Annotated in this window: 14 protein-coding genes and 2 pseudogenes; 6 read left to right on the top strand and 10 right to left on the bottom strand. The window is 62.8% G+C overall.

Annotation, left to right across the window (positions count from 1 at the left end; genetic code table 11):
* Window positions 1-1,368, top strand: coding sequence for a type VI secretion system-associated protein TagF (gene tagF / locus QMO80_RS24725; protein ID WP_283200507.1), 1,368 nt, complete (start codon window positions 1-3; stop codon window positions 1,366-1,368).
* A complete protein-coding gene (locus QMO80_RS24720; protein ID WP_283200506.1) occupies window positions 1,358-2,266 on the top strand; it encodes a serine/threonine-protein kinase in 909 nt (302 codons plus the stop codon). The genes tagF and QMO80_RS24720 overlap by 11 nt, the downstream gene beginning before the upstream one ends.
* Here the strand turns inward: QMO80_RS24720 and QMO80_RS24715 are convergent.
* Window positions 2,263-3,402, bottom strand: coding sequence for a polysaccharide biosynthesis/export family protein (locus QMO80_RS24715; protein WP_369685946.1), 1,140 nt, complete (start codon window positions 3,400-3,402; stop codon window positions 2,263-2,265). The two genes, QMO80_RS24720 and QMO80_RS24715, sit on opposite strands and share 4 nt — an antisense overlap.
* 205 nt (window positions 3,403-3,607) lie before the next feature.
* On the opposite strand from QMO80_RS24715, the gene QMO80_RS24710 reads away from it, so the two are divergent.
* The 4 genes from QMO80_RS24710 (at window position 3,608) to QMO80_RS24695 (ending at window position 5,712) form a co-directional block, all read left to right on the top strand.
* Entirely contained in the window at window positions 3,608-3,955 is a 348-nt protein-coding gene (locus tag QMO80_RS24710) for a DUF488 domain-containing protein (protein WP_283200504.1), read from the top strand.
* A 141-nt stretch (window positions 3,956-4,096) separates the two neighbouring features.
* Entirely contained in the window at window positions 4,097-4,618 is a 522-nt protein-coding gene (locus QMO80_RS24705) for a DUF4142 domain-containing protein (protein WP_283200503.1), read from the top strand.
* Between the two features lie 7 nt (window positions 4,619-4,625).
* On the top strand, window positions 4,626-4,946 hold the full coding sequence (locus QMO80_RS24700; RefSeq protein ID WP_283200502.1) for a cupredoxin family copper-binding protein: 321 nt from the start codon (window positions 4,626-4,628) through the stop codon (window positions 4,944-4,946).
* Window positions 4,947-4,983: 37 nt separating this feature from the next.
* On the top strand, window positions 4,984-5,712 hold the full coding sequence (locus QMO80_RS24695) for an RNA polymerase sigma factor (protein WP_283200501.1): 729 nt from the start codon (window positions 4,984-4,986) through the stop codon (window positions 5,710-5,712).
* A gap of 51 nt (window positions 5,713-5,763) precedes the next feature.
* Here the strand turns inward: QMO80_RS24695 and QMO80_RS24690 are convergent.
* The 9 genes and pseudogenes from QMO80_RS24690 to QMO80_RS24650 all read right to left on the bottom strand — a co-directional run bounded on the left by QMO80_RS24690 (window position 5,764) and on the right by QMO80_RS24650 (window position 16,492).
* Window positions 5,764-7,261, bottom strand: a pseudogene (locus QMO80_RS24690) (tripartite tricarboxylate transporter permease).
* A gap of 11 nt (window positions 7,262-7,272) precedes the next feature.
* Window positions 7,273-7,746: a tripartite tricarboxylate transporter TctB family protein gene (locus tag QMO80_RS24685; RefSeq protein WP_283200500.1), complete on the bottom strand. Its 474-nt coding sequence runs from the start codon at window positions 7,744-7,746 to the stop codon at window positions 7,273-7,275.
* Between the two features lie 52 nt (window positions 7,747-7,798).
* Window positions 7,799-8,653, bottom strand: a pseudogene (locus QMO80_RS24680) (Bug family tripartite tricarboxylate transporter substrate binding protein); the annotation flags it as partial.
* Window positions 8,654-8,831: 178 nt separating this feature from the next.
* Window positions 8,832-9,533: an HpcH/HpaI aldolase/citrate lyase family protein gene (locus QMO80_RS24675; RefSeq protein ID WP_283200499.1), complete on the bottom strand. Its 702-nt coding sequence runs from the start codon at window positions 9,531-9,533 to the stop codon at window positions 8,832-8,834.
* Window positions 9,534-9,542: 9 nt separating this feature from the next.
* The gene (locus QMO80_RS24670; protein WP_283200498.1) at window positions 9,543-10,352 is read right to left on the bottom strand and encodes an SDR family oxidoreductase; all 810 of its coding nucleotides are present in this window, start codon (window positions 10,350-10,352) and stop codon (window positions 9,543-9,545) included.
* A gap of 11 nt (window positions 10,353-10,363) precedes the next feature.
* Window positions 10,364-12,040: a hydantoinase B/oxoprolinase family protein gene (locus QMO80_RS24665; RefSeq protein WP_283200497.1), complete on the bottom strand. Its 1,677-nt coding sequence runs from the start codon at window positions 12,038-12,040 to the stop codon at window positions 10,364-10,366.
* Between the two features lie 11 nt (window positions 12,041-12,051).
* Window positions 12,052-14,115, bottom strand: a complete 2,064-nt coding sequence (locus QMO80_RS24660) for a hydantoinase/oxoprolinase family protein (protein WP_283200496.1) — start codon at window positions 14,113-14,115, stop codon at window positions 12,052-12,054.
* 153 nt (window positions 14,116-14,268) lie between these two features.
* Complete coding sequence (gene nac, locus QMO80_RS24655) at window positions 14,269-15,207, bottom strand: nitrogen assimilation transcriptional regulator NAC (RefSeq protein ID WP_283200495.1); 939 nt, start codon at window positions 15,205-15,207, stop codon at window positions 14,269-14,271.
* A 76-nt stretch (window positions 15,208-15,283) separates the two neighbouring features.
* Window positions 15,284-16,492, bottom strand: coding sequence for an aspartate transaminase (locus tag QMO80_RS24650; protein ID WP_283200494.1), 1,209 nt, complete (start codon window positions 16,490-16,492; stop codon window positions 15,284-15,286).
* Window positions 16,493-16,517 lie beyond the last annotated feature (25 nt).

Below are 16,517 nucleotides of genomic sequence, written 5' to 3'. Positions count from 1 at the left end.
ATGAACGAGCGCGCCACCCTCGAGCGAAATCCTGCTGAAGCCGACAGGATCGGCTTCTTCGGCAAGCTGCCGAGCCATGGCGATTTCGTTTCGATGGGTTTGGGCCGCAACCTGCAATCCGCGCTCGACGCCTGGCTGCAAGCCGGGCTGCAAGCGGTGCAGCAGGAACTCGGCGAGGATTGGGAACGCCGGTTTCGCACCATGCCGGCATGGCGTTTCATCGTCGAACGTGGCCTCTGGGGGCCGGCAACCATTGCCGGCGTTCTGCTGCCAAGCCTCGATCGCGTCGGGCGCAGCTTTCCGCTCGTCATCGCCGCCCAGCTTCATGACTTTACCGAGCATCCGCGCCAGCTTTATCTCGACGACACGTGGTTTACGGCGGCCGAGGCAATCGCCGAAAGCTCGGCCAAACGTGACTTCGACATCAATCGTTTCACCGCAAGCCTGAAGCGGCTGCGGACCTTGCGCCCCGCCGATCTGGCGGAAAACGAGATATTGCAGGAGAACGGCTCCAGCCGCGGCACGCTCTGGTGGCGGATCAGCTCGGAGGAGCGGCGCGCCAGGGGCTTTCGTGTGAGCGGCGCCCCGGAGCCGGAGCATTTTCCGAAGCTGCTGCACGACAACTCCCCCGTCGCTTCGGCAGCCCCGCGACCCGAAACAACCCCGCGTCCCGTCATCGTCGAACCGCATCATTCTCTGGTGCTTCGGCACAGCCATGCCACGCATGCCGGCACGCGGCTTAGCGTCAATGCCGACGCGCTGCTCGTTTCCGAAGCGCCCTCGCTCTTCGCCGTCGCCGATGGCGTCGGTGACGGTAACGCTGCCGCAGATGTCGGCAAGATCGCCGTTCACATCTTGGCCGAAGCTGCCGAGCACGACACGATCGAAGCCCTGGTACAGGAGGTCAAAGGCAAGCTCGGCCGTGCCCATGGCCTGCTTCAATCGGCCTATCATTCCGAGAACCGCGAGCCGTCGGCCGCCAGCATCGTCGTGCTGGCCACGCTTCAGGCGAGCTGCGCCTTGCTCTGGGTCGGCGATGCCCGCTGCTATCTGCTGCGGGACGGCATGATGCGCTGCCTCACCCGCGACCATGTGGAGATCGGCCTGCGGCGCGCACTGTCGCGTGCTATCGGCCTGCGCGGGCATCTTATTCCCGAAGTCCTCTCCGGCGGATTGCAGGCCGGCGACCGGCTCCTGCTCTGCAGCGCGCCGCTGCCGAGCGCCGTTCCCGAGCGCAGTATCGCCGAGATCCTGCTTTCCGCAAAAATCGAGAAGGCGGCCGATATTCTCGTTCAGGAGGGATTGATCGCCAATTGCCGCGACAATCTCAGCGCCATCGTGATCGACGTGAAAACCGATGAGCCATGATCTTCAGGAAGCGGATTTCGAGGAGATCGCACAACGCTTCTCCCATCTCCGGCAGGCGTTGAATCGGGGTTCACCCGAGACCAGGAAAATCCTGGTAGACCGGGTTCGGGATGCGCTCGACCGGGGCGAGGACCGTCTTGGCGGTACCGATGGCGGGATCATTGCCAACAGCTTCGCACTCGAAGCGCTGGTCCATGAGGGCGCGCTCACCCAGATCCATCGCGCCCGCCACCGCGATCTCGGAACGGTTCACGCCATCAAGATGCCGCGGCCCGAGCATGCGGACGATCCCATCCTCAGGAAACTCATGCTGCGTGAGGCTGAAATCGGCATGGCGCTCCGCCATCCCCATATTGCCGCGACGCAGACCGTTCTGCGTCTTGCCGACGGACGCCCTGCCCTTGTCATGGAATGGATCGGAAGCCCGCTCACAGGGCTTTTGCAGCAGAGGCCGCTATCCCTTCGCGACGTGATATCGGTCATGACGACAGTGTTTTCCGGCCTGGAAGCGATCCATGCCGCCGGTTTCGTGCATTGCGACCTGTCGCCGCTCAACCTTCTATCTGCCGAGGACGATTTCTCCCGTTTGAAGATCGCCGATTTCGGCGTGGCGCTGGAGACAGGATGCCGGCATGACCAATTCGATCTCGCCTTTGCCGGCCGGCCGGATTTCGCATCTCCCGAACAGACCGCCGGCGAACCGCTCGACGGGCGATCCGATCTCTACGCAGCCGGACGACTGCTGTCCCTGCTGCTGCGTCATTGCAAGGAACGTGACGAAGGGCTGGAAGCGCTGGCCGTCCGCCTGTCCGAACGGGATCCTCAGGACCGCCCCCAAAATGCGAAGGCCGCCTTGCATCTGCTCGGCGGCCCCGCGAAACGTCTTGTAGAGGTTTAATTTCCGCTCGAACCGGGGATCGGTGCAGCGGCCGTCGGCACGCTCTTCTGGTAGACGTTGAAGAGCTTGGCGAAGTCCACCAGGCTGGCATTGCTGGCGTAAATGATATCGCCGTCCATCATCTGGAAACGCTGCATCAGCGCCAGATTGGAAACGTCCTTCATATTGACGCGGTAGATCACCGGCTTGCTGCTGACCACGACCGGCGCGGCAGTCTTGGCGTTCGCCGCCGCCACCTGCGTATAGACCGGCTGGTTGCGCAGCACATAGAAATTGCTCGCATCGGCCCGGTCGTCGAGCAGGCCGCCTGCCCGGCCGAGCGCCTGGGCGAGCGTCAGTCTGCCCGGCTCGAATTCGAACTCGCCGACGCTCTTGAAGGCGCCGAAGGCGGTGAAGGTCGGCGAATCCTTGTCGACATAGATCTGATCATCAGGCAGCAGGTAGACATTCTGCTTGCTGTCGTCGATGACGCGCTGCAGCGGCACGGTGGCGCGCTGCTTGCCGCGCATCAGCGTGACGGTGGCCGAGCCCGGCGCGGAAGACGCGCCGCCGGCAAGGGCCACCGCGTCGAGCACGCGCTCCTTGCGGGCGGTGAGCGGGAAGCGGCCGGCCGCGCGCACATCGCCATTGACGGTGACACCGCTGGAAGGCCTGTCGACCACGGTGACGACGGCCTGCGGATTGACCGCCGAGCCCTTCAGGCCGGTGACGATGCGCGTCTGCAAAGCTTCGGTCGAAGAATCCACCACCCGCTGTTTGCCGATGAAGGGAAGGGTCACGTTGCCGGTGGAATCGACGGTGAAGCGGCCGAGATTGAGGGTCTTGCTCTGGGTCGAGGAGAAAAGCCCGTCCTCGCCGGGGTCGAGAATCGTCACGTCGATGACATCGCCGCGCCTGAGCTTGGTATCGGCAAACCCGCCCGAGCGCATGGCGCTGAGCCCGGGATCAGTGGATGCATAGGCAAGCGGGGCGGCCGAAACCGGGCCCATCGGCGCCTCCGACAATCTGACGACCGGGATTCGCTCGTTGGTTTGCGGTGAGGTGGCATTGTAGAAACCACCGGCAGTTGGGCCATCCGATGGCCGGGCGCATGCGCTAAGAACTGCGACAAGGACCAACGGCGCCAGCTTTCGCATCAGGTATCCTTTTGGCAATGTTGAGAGAATCGGAAAGTATCAGCGGCAGATGACCGAGCAATACCAGTTACACGCGAAAAATCAATTGTGACAGCTCAGAGGCAGTCCGCTGTGACTATTTGGCAACCATATATCTTAAGATGGAACCAAATCCCTCGCCCGTCTCTTCGGTCGAAATTGGTTTCAAACCGATGCAGGTGAGCAAATGGCCGTGCACATCAAACGAATCTACGAACAGAAGGAAGACAAGGACGGCACGCGTATCCTGGTCGACAGGCTCTGGCCGCGTGGGCTGAGCAAGCAGGATGCCGCGGTCGACGTCTGGCTGAAGGAGATCGCGCCGAGCCCGGCGCTGCGCCGATGGTTCGGCCACGACCCGGCCAAATGGACCGAGTTCCAGCGCCGTTACCGGGAAGAGCTCAAAGAGAACACGTCGGTCGTCGAGGAGCTCGAACGCCATATCGGGAAATCGAACGCGACACTTCTCTACGCGGCGAAAGACCTTGAGCACAATCACGCGATCGTGCTTCAGCGCTTCCTCGGTAAAGACTGAAGCATCGGCGGCCGACGCCGATAACGCCCGCCCCGCGGAAAATTTTCCGGGAACCTTTTCGACCGATCTGCATCCAATGTCTGCTTCCAAAGGCGCACCGGCGCCGCGGAAGGCATTTACACGACACAGGGGAGACAGATCATGTTGAAACAGATTTTCGGTGCAGCCCTGATAGCGGCCTCGCTCGGCACGGTTTTGATTGCCGCCGATGCCAAGCCGACCGATCCTCAGATCGCCCATATCGCCTATACCGCGGGGCAGATCGATGTCACCGCCGCTGAACAGGCGTTGAAAAAAAGCAAGAATGTCGAAGTCATCGAATTCGCCAAAACGATGGAGCGCGACCACAAGGCCGTCAACGATCAGGCGCTCGCCCTCGTCAAGAAGCTGAAGGTGACGCCCGAGGACAACAAGATCAGCCAGTCGCTGTCGACTGAGGCAAGCAAGGAACTGACGACGCTCGGCGCTCTCGACGGTGCGGCTTTCGACAAGGCCTATGTCGAAAACGAAGTCGCCTATCATAAGTCGGTCAACGATGCGCTTGCCAAGGTGCTGATCCCCTCGGCTCAGAATAAAGAGCTCAAGTCGCTCCTGGAAACGGGCTTGACCCTGTTCAAGCAGCACCAGATGCATGCCGAGCATCTTGCCTCGATGATGAAGTAGGCTTGCGATGCGCTTGCCGATGAAATCGCTGCCGCTGCTGTTTGCGCTGCCTTGGACAGGCTGCGGCGTTGCCGCCGCGGCGGAATATCAGGTGACCATTGCAGGAATGAAATTCGCTGCGCCGCCTGCCGAACTGCATGTCGGCGATGTGATCGTCTGGCGAAACGATGATATATTCCGGCATACGGCGACGGCACGCGACAAAAGCTTCGATGTTGACCTGCCGCCGAAATCGGAAGGCCGCATGACGATCAGCCAAGCGGGAGCGGTCGATTTCTACTGCCGCTTTCATCCCGCCATGACGGGCACACTGGAGGTCCGGCCATAGGCCGGGCTCCTGGAAAGAGGGCGTAGCGGAGGTTTCCATGACAGCCATTCCGGTTCCGGTCACACGACATCGACCGCTTCGATCGGCGCTTGCCGATGCCGATCTCGTGCCGCTGGCAAAAATCGGCGACGAGCCCGCCATCCGCACCATCATCCAACGTCACAATCAGCGCCTGTTCCGCACCGCGCGCGCCGTCATCCGCAACGATGCGGAGGCGGAAGATGTCGTCCAGGCCGCCTACATCAAGGCCTTCACCAATCTGTCGGCATTCCGGGGTGAGGCCGGGCTTTCGACATGGCTGACCCGAATTGCGCTCAACGAGGCGCTGGGCCGGGTGCGGGCGCGAAAGAACACCACCGGGCTGGAGGAGATCGACATGCAGGCGACGTCGGCAAGCGGCCAGGTGGTGCAGTTCCCGTCCTCGCTATCCGCGACAGATCCGGAAACCGAGCTGTCGCGGAGCCAGGCGCGGCATCTGCTCGAACAGGCGGTCGACGAATTGCCGGATGATTTTCGCACCATCTTCGTGCTGCGCGATGTCGAGGGCATGAGCACCGACGAGGCCGCATCCTATCTCGGCATCAGACCCGAAACCGCCAAGACGCGGCTGCACCGGGCGCGGAAGATGATGCGCCAGTCGATCGAAAAGCGGCTCTCCGGCGCTTTCTCGGCGCTGTTCCCGTTCGATGGCGCCCGCTGCGCCTTCATGGCCGATCGCGTCATCGCCGCCCTTGGCCAGACGCCAGGACCCCATTGGCATATATGAGTACAAAATGGAATTCAACTTCTATGCCGGACTCGTACTCCAGGGCACGCTTCAATCCTCATCCTGCTGAAAGCGTGACAATCCACGAAAGATGAAAGGCGCAATCAAGGCAATCGTCGCGACGGCGATCATGATCGCCGAGCCCGTATGCTGGAGCAGGATCATCGGATCGCCGAGGCTCATCTGCAAGGAGCGGCGCAGCGCGCTGTCGGCAAGCGGCCCGAGGATCAGTCCGACGACGGCCGGCGCGATCGGATAATCGTATCGCCGCATCAGAAAGCCGACGATGCCGAAACCCGTCAACAGGGGCAACTCGACGACCGAGGGGTTGGCGGCGATCGTTCCCATCGATGCGAAGACCAGAATGCCGGCATAGAGCCACGGCAACGGGATCGCCAGAAGCCGCACCCACATGCCGACCAGGGGCAGATTGAGGACAAGCAGCATGACATTGGCGATGAACAGGCTTGCCACCAGCCCCCAGACCAGATCGGCATGCTGGGTGAACAGCAGCGGGCCTGGCTGGATATTGTACTGCTGGAAACCGGCGAGCATCACCGCCGCCGTTGCCGAGGTCGGCAGCCCGAGCGTCAACAGCGGGACGAGCGTGCCGGCGGCCGATGCGTTGTTGGCAGCCTCAGGCCCGGCGATCCCTTCGATTGCGCCCTGGCCGAATTCTTCCGGTCTCCGGCTCAGCTGCCGCTCGATATTGTAGCTGAGGAAAGTCGGGATTTCCGCACCGCCGGCCGGCAGCGTGCCGATCGGAAAGCCGATCAGCGTTCCCCGCAACCAGGGCTTCCAGGAGCGCTTCCAATCCTCCCCGGTCATCCAGATCGACCCCTTCACAGGAATGGGCTTTTCCGGCTTGTGGAGATGGCGGGAAGCCACGAGAAACGCCGCCGATCGCAAACAGTCCGACGGCGAGCGTGGTGACCTCCACGCCGTCGAGCAACTCGGGAACGCCGAATGTCAGCCGGGCCTGGCCGGTGAGCTGGTCTATTCCCATAAGGCCAAGCCAGAGGCCGAAGGCGAGGCTCGTCAACCCTCGCAGCGGCGAGGCGCCGAATGTGGCCGAAACCGTCACGAAGGCGATCAGCATGAGGCCGAAATAGTCCCAGGGGCCGAACTTCACCGCGATCCTGACCAGCAACGGCGCCAGAAAGGCGAGCCCGAGCGTGGCGATCAGCGCCGCGACGAAGGAGCCTATGGCGGCGGTCGCCAGCGCCGGGCCGCCGCGGCCCGAGCGCGCCATCTTGTTGCCTTCGAGCGCGGTGACGACGGACGCGCTTTCGCCCGGCGTGTTGAGCAGGATCGCCGTGGTCGAGCCGCCATACATGCCGCCGTAATAGATGCCGGCGAACATGATGATCGAGCCGCCCGGATCGAGCTTGAAGGTTACGGGCAACAGCAGCGCGACGGTCAGCGCCGGGCCGATGCCGGGCAAGACGCCGACGGCAGTGCCGATCATCACGCCGATCGCCGCGTAGATCAGGTTTGCCGGCTGGATCGCGAGTGCAAAGCCGTCGATGAGGAAGGAAATGGAATCCATCGGGAAGTTCCTCAGAAAAGCCGCTCGAGCGGGCCTTGCGGCAAGGCGAGCGTCAGCAATTTGTTGAACAGCAGGAAGACGGCCAACCCGATTCCGGCCCCCAGACAGAGATCGATCAAAAACGCCTTGCGGCCGAAGGCGCGGGCGGTCAGGGCAAAAAGCAGCGTCGAGCCGATGATGAAACCTCCGCCGACCCAGATGGAACCGATCAGCCCGCACAGCGCCAGGCCGACCCAGCCGACCGCCCGCCAGTCGGCGGCCCCGACCTCGATATCTGAGGGTTTGAAGGCGGCAATCAGATGCCCGATGCCGAGAACGGCGAAGAGGAGAGCGACAAAATAGGAGGCCGCGCTGGCGTTCATCCCATAGGCCGCACGAGCCGTCATATGGCTTGCGTCCCAATAGGTAATGGCCGCGATCGCAAACAGAATGACGGCGATCACCACCGGCGGGCGGTTTGGAGAATGAATTGTCTTGGGGTGCATGGTTTCCTCGCCGTGAAAGAGAGGAGCAAAGCCCCTCCCTTCCTGCGTCACATCAATCGGCAAGCCCGATGGAAGTCAGGATCGTCCTGACGCGGTCGGTCTCGGAAGCGATGAAGGTCTTGAACTCATCGGAAGGAGCGTAATAGTCAGACCAGCCGCGGGTCTTCAGGATCGCCTTCCACTGTTCCGATTTGACCGTCTTATCCACGGCCGCCTTCAGCGCATCGAGATCGGCTCCCTCGACACCCGGACCTGCGAAGATGCCGCGCCAGTTCACCATTTCGATGTCGAGCCCCTGCGCCTTCAGCGGTTTGGCTTCGATGCCTTCGATCGGCTCCGGGTAGGAGATGGCGAGCGCTCGCAGATCGCCCGACTTGATCTGGCCTTCCCATTCGCCATAGCCCGATACGCCGGCCGTTGCCTGGCCGCCCAGCATGGCGGCGAGCGATTCACCGCCGCCGGAATAGGCGACATAGTTGATCTTGCTCGGATCCGCGCCGGCCGCCTTGGTGACGAGCGCCGCGAGGATATGGTCGGCGCCACCCGCCGATCCGCCGACCCAGATCGTCTTGGCGACATCCGCCTTGATGGCGGCCAAGAGATCGTCGATCGACTTGATGGGCGAATCCTTCGGAACGACGATGACCAGCGGATCGCCGGTGAGGCGCGCAAGCGGCGTCACCTGGGTCAGGTCGACGGGCGACTTGTTGGAAATGCTAGCGCCGACGAGAGTAATGCCGGCGACGAGCAGCTGGTTGGGCGAGCCCTTGCCCGTTCCGATGAACTGGGCAAGACCGACCGTGCCGCCGGCGCCGGGAACATTGACCACCTGCACGCTCTTCGCGTTGCCGCTCGCCATCATCGCTTCCTGCAGCGAGCGGGAGGCCGCATCCCAGCCGCCGCCGGCAGGAAATTTGCATTATATGCTTATGAAATTAAATATTGGAAATTCGGCGGCAGAAAAACGACCTGCTGCGCGGCAGGTGAAGCCGCATTGGAATAGCCATGAACGCACGCGGGAGCGCCGGTTTCACCGGCGCTCCCGATCAGCAGGATCAAGTTGCAAGGTTGGCCGGCCTCCGCCGCTAGCGCACAAGCGCCTGCCTGATACCGGCGAGGCCGCGGCGCAGGAACGGATCCGAATGGATATAGAAGAACTGAACGCCCTTTTCCCGCCAGTGCGGCAGTTCCTCGGCAGTGACGAGCGTACCGGCAATCTTGCCCGCGGCGCGGATCTTGCCGACGGCGCGGGCGACCTCGTCCATGACGGCTGCCGGGCGCGGCTCGCCGAACGGCGGAGCCGGCGGATAACCCATATCCTGGGAGAGGTCGCCGGGACCGATGAAGAACACGTCGATGCCGTCGACACGAAGCATCTCATCCAGATTGGCGATCGCATGCTGCGTTTCGACCATGCCGATCACCAGCCGCTTTTCGTAATCGGACGGCAGGGCATAACGGACGGCATCGGCAATGGCGCGCGCCTGTTCTGAAGTCTCGACCATCGGCACCATGATCCCGTCGGCACCGGCATTCAAATAGCGGATGATGACGGGGCGCTCATGCGAATGCGGACGGACGATCGCGGCGCCGCCAACCGAGCGAACGATCTGGGAGGTCATCCTGACATCCTCGAAGCTCCAGGTGCCATGCTCGCAGTCGACGAAGACCGAATCCGCGCCCAGTTCCACCAGCCGGGCGGCCAGGCCCGAAGAGGAGTGGTGGGGCGTAAACATCGAGATGGCTTCGCCGGCCTGCAGCCGGGCGCGCAGCTTTGCGCCGTTCATGGTGTCCTCCTATTTCCTTGGTTTCGGCATGTCGGGCGTATCGGCCGGCGCACCGACCCAGCGTGCTGTCTCGATATCGGCCGATGTGTCCCGCATGAAAGTCGGGCAGATGTGAAGCTCGGGGATGACGGCGCCCTTCTGCAGGCTTGCGCAGAGCGCGATCGCCCTCGCCACGTCATGCGGATCGAGCATCACGGCCCGCTCGCTTTCAAGCGGCGGCCGGGCGCGGTTGTCCATGATCGGCGTGTTGGTTTCGCCGGGAAGGATCGTCGTCGCCCGGATGCCCTGGTTTCGATAAGTGTTGTGAACGAAGGTCATGAAATTCTTCACGCCCGCCTTGGCAGCGCCATAGGCCGCCCCGCCCAGAAGGTTCGGATTGAGAGCCGCAAGCGAGGAGACGGTGATCACCGTGCCGCCGCCATTGGCGATCATGTCGGGTAAGACCGCCTGGGTAAGGTTGAAGACGGCAGTCAGATTGACGTTGACCGTGGAGTTCCATTCCTCTTCGCTGAGGAACCGCGCGTTCAGCACCTTGCTCGCGCTGCCGGCATTGTTGACGAGGATATCGACCGGGCCGATGCCATCCTTGATCCACTTCACGCTTTCGAGGATTTCCTGCCGCGATTCGATATTCAGAGGCCGGGTAAAGGCCTTGCCGCGCCGCTTCTCGATCAGGCCGGCGACCTCCCGCAGCGGCGCCATCCGGCGACCTGTGAGAACGATGGTGGCGCCTTCCTCGGCAAGAAGGATCGCGGCTTCGCGGCCGATGCCCGTTCCCGCTCCGGTGACGAGCGCGATCTTTCCGTTCAACAGGCCCATAATGGCTCCTCCTATTCCGCGGCCACCGCGGCCGCGCCCTTATAGCCATATATAAGCTTCGCCGCCTTTGGGGTGATCAGGCCTTCGGCAAGATCTTGCTCGATCAGTGCGGCCGGGCGCTCGCTCACCCTGCCCCATCCACCGCCGCCCGGCGTTTCGACTTCGAGCCGCTCGCCGGTCTTGAGTACGACCTTGCCCTTCGGAAATTGCGGCCGGCCTTCCTTGCTGACCTTGCCCGGCGTGCCGTCCTGTCCGTCGACGACACCGAAGCAGGGATGCCGGACACGCTCGGATGCGAGATAGATGTTCATCGCCGAGCGGCCGAGATTGCGCAGGATTGCCCGCTGCCCCAGGCCGCCGCGATATTTGCCGGCGCCGCCGGAATCGGCGATCAGCTCCTTGCGCTCCATCAGCACGGGCACGGCGATTTCGAACATTTCGACGGCCGTCACCTTGCAGTTCGATGGGAAACTCAGCGTATCCAGGCCGTCGAATTCCGCGCGGGCGCCCTGGCCGCCATGGAAATTCTGCACGGATCCATATTGCGAGCCGTCGTCCCGGCGGCCGACGCAGTTGGCCGCCCATATGGGGGCGCCGCCGCTATCGCCCATGACCTTATCGGGCACCACGCCTTCGAGCGCCCGGAAGATCAGGGAGGGAATCGCATGGCCGATCAGGTTGCGGGAATTGCCCGCCGTCCATTGCTCCGGATTGAGAACGGAGCCAAGCGGAGCGTCGTCGGTGATCGGCGTGATGCAGCCCTCATTGTTCGGCGTATCGGGATCGAGCAGGCATTTCAGCGCATAGACGGAATGGGCGTAGCGGTAGTTAGTGCGGCAGTTGATCGAGTGGAGAACCTGATCGGACGTGCCGGTGTAATCCACATGGATCGAATCGTCGCCGACGATCACCGTCGCCTTCAAGGTGATGTCGCTCTCATAGCCGTCCAGCGTCATCTGCGCCGAATAGCGGCCATTTGGCCACGCTTTGATCGCCTTGCGGGTCTGCGCCTCCGAGCGGGAATGGATCGCCTCGGCGAGCCCGTCGATATCGTCGAGGCCGTATTCGTCGAGGAATTTCACCAGTTCGCGGCCCATCACATTGTTGGCGGCAATCATCGATTCCAGATCGCCCTGGACTTCGGTCGGCAGCCGCACCGATGCGGCGATGATGTCGAGAACGTCCTGATTGGGAATGCCGGCTTTGTGCAGTTTGACGATCGGGAAGCGGATGCCTTCCTCGAAAATGTCGCTCGCCTCCGAATGAAGCGGCGCGCCGCCGATGTCAGGCAGGTGAGCGATCGAGCCGGCATAGGCCACCACTTTGCCGTTCTTGAAGATCGGGGTGATCATCGTGACATCGGGCAGATGGCCGGTGCCGATCTCCGGATCGTTGGTCGCGAGAACGTCGCCTTCGGCAAGTGTTTCCGCCGGAAACTTCGGCAGGAAATATTGCTGGGCCGCGGCCGGCAGCGAGGTGATGAAGACCGGGATGGACCAGGTGCATTGGGCAAGCGCCCGCCCCTTGCTGTCGAGCAGCACGGTGACGTAATCGTGGTTCTCGCGGACGATCGGCGAGAAGGCTGTCTTGCCGAGCACGTTGTCGGCCTGGTCGGCGATGAAGATCAAGCGGTTCCACATGACCTGCAGATTGATCGGATCGTTGAAATCGGTAGCGGTCTTCGACATCGGATTTCGCCTTACTGAATGTTGATCATGAGGTTGCCGTTGGCATCGACGTGGAAGACGCCGCTTGGCCCGACGACGGCCGTGGATTCGCGCTGCTCGACGATCGCCGGCCCTGCGTATTCGCGCCCCACCGGCAGCCGGTAGTGGTCATAGACAGGCGTCTCGGCATAGGCCCCGAGCTCCTGGAAATAGACATAGCGCTGCCCCTTCAATGCATCGGCAGCATTGACGTCATGAGGCCGGGTCACCCGATCCTTTTCACCGCTGGCGCGAAGCCGCCAGGTGATGACTTCGACGGACGCGTTGACCGTGCGGCCGAACAGCTCGCGATAGAGCTTGTAGAAATTGGCGAGCAACTGCTTGAGGAATTCTTGCCTCGGCAGGCCGCGATCGGGTAGAGCCACGGTGATCTCGTGCCCTTGGCCGACATGGCGCATATCGACCGTGTAGCGATTGGTGATGGTCTCCTTGGCGATACCGGCGGCGGAAACCACTTCCGCACCCTGGGCAGCCAGATCGTCCAGCAGACGGTCGACCGCCGCGACATCCCAATTGTCGACAGGCATCGGATGACTTGCGGAGAGATCGACGGCGACGGGGGCGATCAGCAGGCCGATGGCCGAGGTGACGCCCGCCCCGGTCGGGCAGATGATGCGTTTGATGCCGAGCTTGCGGGCGATGCCATAGGCATGCACCGGGCCCGCGCCGCCGAATGCCACCATCGGCAGCGACCGGGGATCGACACCGAGATCGGTGGCATGCATGGCCGCCGCCTTGCTCATGGATTCGTTGACGAGATCGTGAATGCCCCAGGCGCAGCGGTCGACGCTGACATCGAGCGATTTGGCAAGTGCGGCCATCGCTTCGCGCGCGGCGTCCTTCGACACTTTGAAGGAACCGCCGACGAAGGACTCCGTCCCCATATATCCGAGCAGGATATCCGCATCGGTCACCGTCGGCTGCGTGCCGCCGCGCTGATAGGCGGCCGGCCCCGGCATCGCGCCTGCCGAATGCGGGCCGACATCGAGGAGGCCAAGCGGGTTCTTTGCCGCGATCGAACCGCCGCCGGCGCCGATTTCGATCATCTGGATCGACTGAATCTTCAGCGGAAAGCCCGAGCCTTTGCGGAAACGCTGATAGTGAGCGACCTCGAGGTCCGTTCCGACGGTCGGCTCGCCGTTCGGGATCAGGCAAAGCTTCGCGGTGGTGCCGCCCATGTCGAAGGAAAGCACGCTTCCCTCGCCGGCAATGCGCCCGAACTCGGCGGCGGCGACGGCACCGGCGGCAGGCCCGGATTCGATCAGGCGGACAGGAAGTTCGGCGGCGCGCCGGCTCGGCACCAGACCGCCCGACGAGGTCATCCAGAGAACCTGACGGTCGATGCCTTTCGCAGCGAACTCGCGCTGAAGATGGGCCACGTGACCGGCCATCTGCGGGCGGGTATAGGCATTGACGACCGTCGTCGAGGCGCGGTCGAATTCCCGCATCTCAGGGCAGACTTCCGACGACAGCGATACGAAGATGTCGGGATCTTCCTCACGCAGGAGGGCTGCCACGCGCTGTTCGTGCTGCGGATATTTATAGGCGTGCAGCAGGCATACGGCGACGGAACTGATGCCCTTCTTCTTCAGATGCGATGCGATTTCACGGACGGTCTCTTCCTTGAGCTCGGTCATCACCTCGCCATCGGCGGCGATGCGCTCGACGGCGCCATAGCTGTTCGACCGCGTGACCAGCGGGTCCGGATATTTGATGTTGAGATCGTAGAGGTCGTAGCGGCCTTCGTTGCGGATGCGCAGCATATCCTGAAAGCCATCGGTGGTGATGAAGCTGGTCTCGACACCCTTGCGCTCCAGCACGGCATTCGTCACCACCGTCGTCGCCCCCAGCACCTGGAGATGCTCGATCGAGATGGCGGAGGAGAATTGTTCCAGGAGTTCCGATACGCCCTGCACGACGGCTTCCGCCGGGTTCTTCGGCGTGCTCAGCACCTTGTGCAGGTGGAGATCGCCATTATCGTCCAGCAATGCGAAGTCGGTGAAGGTGCCGCCCGTGTCGAAAGCCAGTTTTGCCATGTTTCCCTCGAAGCAACCGTGGTCTCATGCGGTTTCGGAGACCCTTGTATCTTCTGAGGAGGTTAGGGGATCGGCGACCGGCTTGGCTAACACAGTTGCCGTCTGCCGCCATAGGGTTTGCTTATGGCAGACGAGGTCGGAAAAGGGATCGCTCTAAACCTTCTTGATACCCTGATGCTGGCTGCTCATCAGCTTTGCCACGATCTCCAACAGGACGGCCCGAGCCGCGAGCGCCGGCTCCGACAGAGGCAGATGGTCGGAGACACAGAGAGAGACCGTCGCTTCGATGACCGGCTTGGTCAGCGGCCGCACTTGCGTGCCGGCAAAGTAGGCGGTCTCCGTCACCACCGATGCAGGAAGGATGGTCGAGCCCAGCCCCTCCCGCACCGCGGCGTCGAGCGCCGGCATCGACTCGATTTCCGACAGCACCTGCGGATGGGCGCGGGCGCGAGCGAAGGCTTCGTCGATGAGGCGGCGAAGCAGATGGCCTTTGCTCGGCAGCAGCAGCGGCAGAGCATCGACCGATGCCAGCGGCAGGGGCTCGGAAGGATCCCCGGGCAATTCCGTGCCCGGCGGCGATACCAGGAACATCTGCTCGCGGAATAGCGGCTGGAGCGTCACCCCTTTGATGGGGTCCGCGGCATAGATCAGCGCCATGTCCATCTTGCCGGTCATGATGAGCTCGCTGAGGATATGGCCGAAACTGTCGTTTATGTGGACGACGACGTCGGGATGGCGGGCTTTCATTTCCTTCAGGATCGGAAGCGACAAGGCGCTCGACGTCGAATAGGTCGCAAGCCCGATCGATACCCGCCCGGCCACCGACTTTGCCGACTGGTTGATATCGGTCTGCGCCTGATCGATCTGTTTCAGCATCAGCTGGGCATGCCGATAGAGGATCAGGCCGGCCTCGGTCGGCGTGATGCCGACATTGCTTCGGATCAGAAGCTTGTGCTTGAAGTGGGCCTCCAGCGCGGCGATCTGCTGGGAGAGCGCAGGCTGAGCGGTGCGAAGCAGGGCGGCTGCACGCGAAACGCTGCCGGTATCGACGATCTTGACGAAACTCCGCAGTTTTCTGAAATCTACGCTCATGGCCTCAAGCTTCGGTTTTACGGAACCTAAGACCTAGGGCGGGAGGCGCGCAAGCCCCTCCCGCGTGCCGCAGAATTCAACGCAATTCGCCGACCGCCCGCTCGATGCGGTCACAGGCTTCGGTGATGGCGTCCATCGAGGTGGCGATCGACAGGCGGAAATACGGCGACAGGCCGTAGGCCGCGCCCTGCAGAGCCGCCACGCCGACGCCGTCGAGCAGATAGAGAACGAAGTCGAGGTCGGTCTCGATCACCTTGCCCTCCGGCGTCCTCCTGCCGATCACGCCGGCGCAGTTGGGAAAGAGGTAGAAGGCTCCGTCCGGCACCAGGCAGGACAGGCCCGGCACGGCGTTCAGACGCCGGCAGGCATAGTCGCGGCGCTCCTTATAGACCTTGACACTGTCGGTGACGAAGCTCTGATCCGAGGCCAAAGCGTGCGCGGCCGCCGCCTGGCTGACCGAGGACGGGCAGGACGACATCTGCGATTGCAGCTTGTTGATCGCGGCGATCAGGGGAGCCGGTCCCGCCCCGTAGCCGATACGCCAGCCGGTCATGGCGTAGGATTTCGACACGCCGTTGGTGAGAAGCACCCGCTCCTTCAGTTCCGGCACGGCTGCGACCAGCGTCGTCATCGGCTCGTCCTTGAACCAGACCTGATCGTAAATGTCGTCGGAGAGAACCATGACCTGGGGGTGCCGCAGCAGCACCTTTCCGATCTCCCGTAATTCCTCGCCGCTATAGGCAACGCCGGTCGGGTTCGACGGCGCGTTCAGGATCAGCCACATGGTCTTCGGCGTAATCGCCGCTTCGAGGGCTTCCGGCGTCAGCTTGAATCCCTGTTCCTGCGGGCATTGCACGATGACCGGCTTGCCCTCGTTGGCGATCACCATATCGGGATAGGAAACCCAATAGGGGGCCGGAATGATGACCTCGGCATCGTTCTCGACGCTGGCCATCAAGGCGAGGAACAGGATCTGCTTGGCGCCGCCGCCGACGCAGATCTCGTTATCGGCATATTGCAATCCGAGACGCCGCTCGAAATCGCCGATGATCGCCTTGCGCAGCGAAGGCGTGCCGTTGACGGCGGTGTATTTGGTTTCGCCCCGGTCGATGGCGGCATGGGCCGCGGCCTTGACGTGATCCGGCGTATCGAAGTCGGGCTCGCCGACCGTCATGTCGACAATGTCGCGGCCGGCCGCCTTCAGCTCGCGGGCGCGCGCCGCCGCCGCCGTGCTCGGCGAAACCTTGATCCTGGAGACGCGTGAGGCTGGCACGAAAGTGCTCATGGATATGTCCTTAGTTCTTCTTGGG

The sequence above is a fragment of the Rhizobium sp. BT03 genome, from assembly GCF_030053155.1.
In the GTDB taxonomy this organism is placed as follows: Bacteria; Pseudomonadota; Alphaproteobacteria; order Rhizobiales; family Rhizobiaceae; genus Rhizobium.
This window is presented reverse-complemented; position numbering and strand designations above follow the sequence as displayed.

Bases quoted from the DNA above. Each gene is read 5' to 3' on its own strand.
- QMO80_RS24685 (WP_283200500.1), bottom strand. From the start codon at position 7,746: ATGCACCCCAAGACAATTCATTCTCCAAACCGCCCGCCGGTGGTGATC.
- QMO80_RS24650 (WP_283200494.1), bottom strand. From the start codon at position 16,492: ATGAGCACTTTCGTGCCAGCCTCACGCGTCTCCAGGATCAAGGTTTCG.
- QMO80_RS24665 (WP_283200497.1), bottom strand. From the start codon at position 12,040: ATGTCGAAGACCGCTACCGATTTCAACGATCCGATCAATCTGCAGGTC.
- QMO80_RS24705 (WP_283200503.1), top strand. From the start codon at position 4,097: ATGTTGAAACAGATTTTCGGTGCAGCCCTGATAGCGGCCTCGCTCGGC.
- nac (WP_283200495.1), bottom strand. From the start codon at position 15,207: ATGAGCGTAGATTTCAGAAAACTGCGGAGTTTCGTCAAGATCGTCGAT.
- QMO80_RS24660 (WP_283200496.1), bottom strand. From the start codon at position 14,115: ATGGCAAAACTGGCTTTCGACACGGGCGGCACCTTCACCGACTTCGCA.
- QMO80_RS24715 (WP_369685946.1), bottom strand. From the start codon at position 3,402: ATGCGAAAGCTGGCGCCGTTGGTCCTTGTCGCAGTTCTTAGCGCATGC.
- QMO80_RS24670 (WP_283200498.1), bottom strand. From the start codon at position 10,352: ATGGGCCTGTTGAACGGAAAGATCGCGCTCGTCACCGGAGCGGGAACG.
- QMO80_RS24675 (WP_283200499.1), bottom strand. From the start codon at position 9,533: ATGAACGGCGCAAAGCTGCGCGCCCGGCTGCAGGCCGGCGAAGCCATC.
- QMO80_RS24710 (WP_283200504.1), top strand. From the start codon at position 3,608: ATGGCCGTGCACATCAAACGAATCTACGAACAGAAGGAAGACAAGGAC.
- QMO80_RS24720 (WP_283200506.1), top strand. From the start codon at position 1,358: ATGAGCCATGATCTTCAGGAAGCGGATTTCGAGGAGATCGCACAACGC.
- tagF (WP_283200507.1), top strand. From the start codon at position 1: ATGAACGAGCGCGCCACCCTCGAGCGAAATCCTGCTGAAGCCGACAGG.
- QMO80_RS24695 (WP_283200501.1), top strand. From the start codon at position 4,984: ATGACAGCCATTCCGGTTCCGGTCACACGACATCGACCGCTTCGATCG.
- QMO80_RS24700 (WP_283200502.1), top strand. From the start codon at position 4,626: ATGCGCTTGCCGATGAAATCGCTGCCGCTGCTGTTTGCGCTGCCTTGG.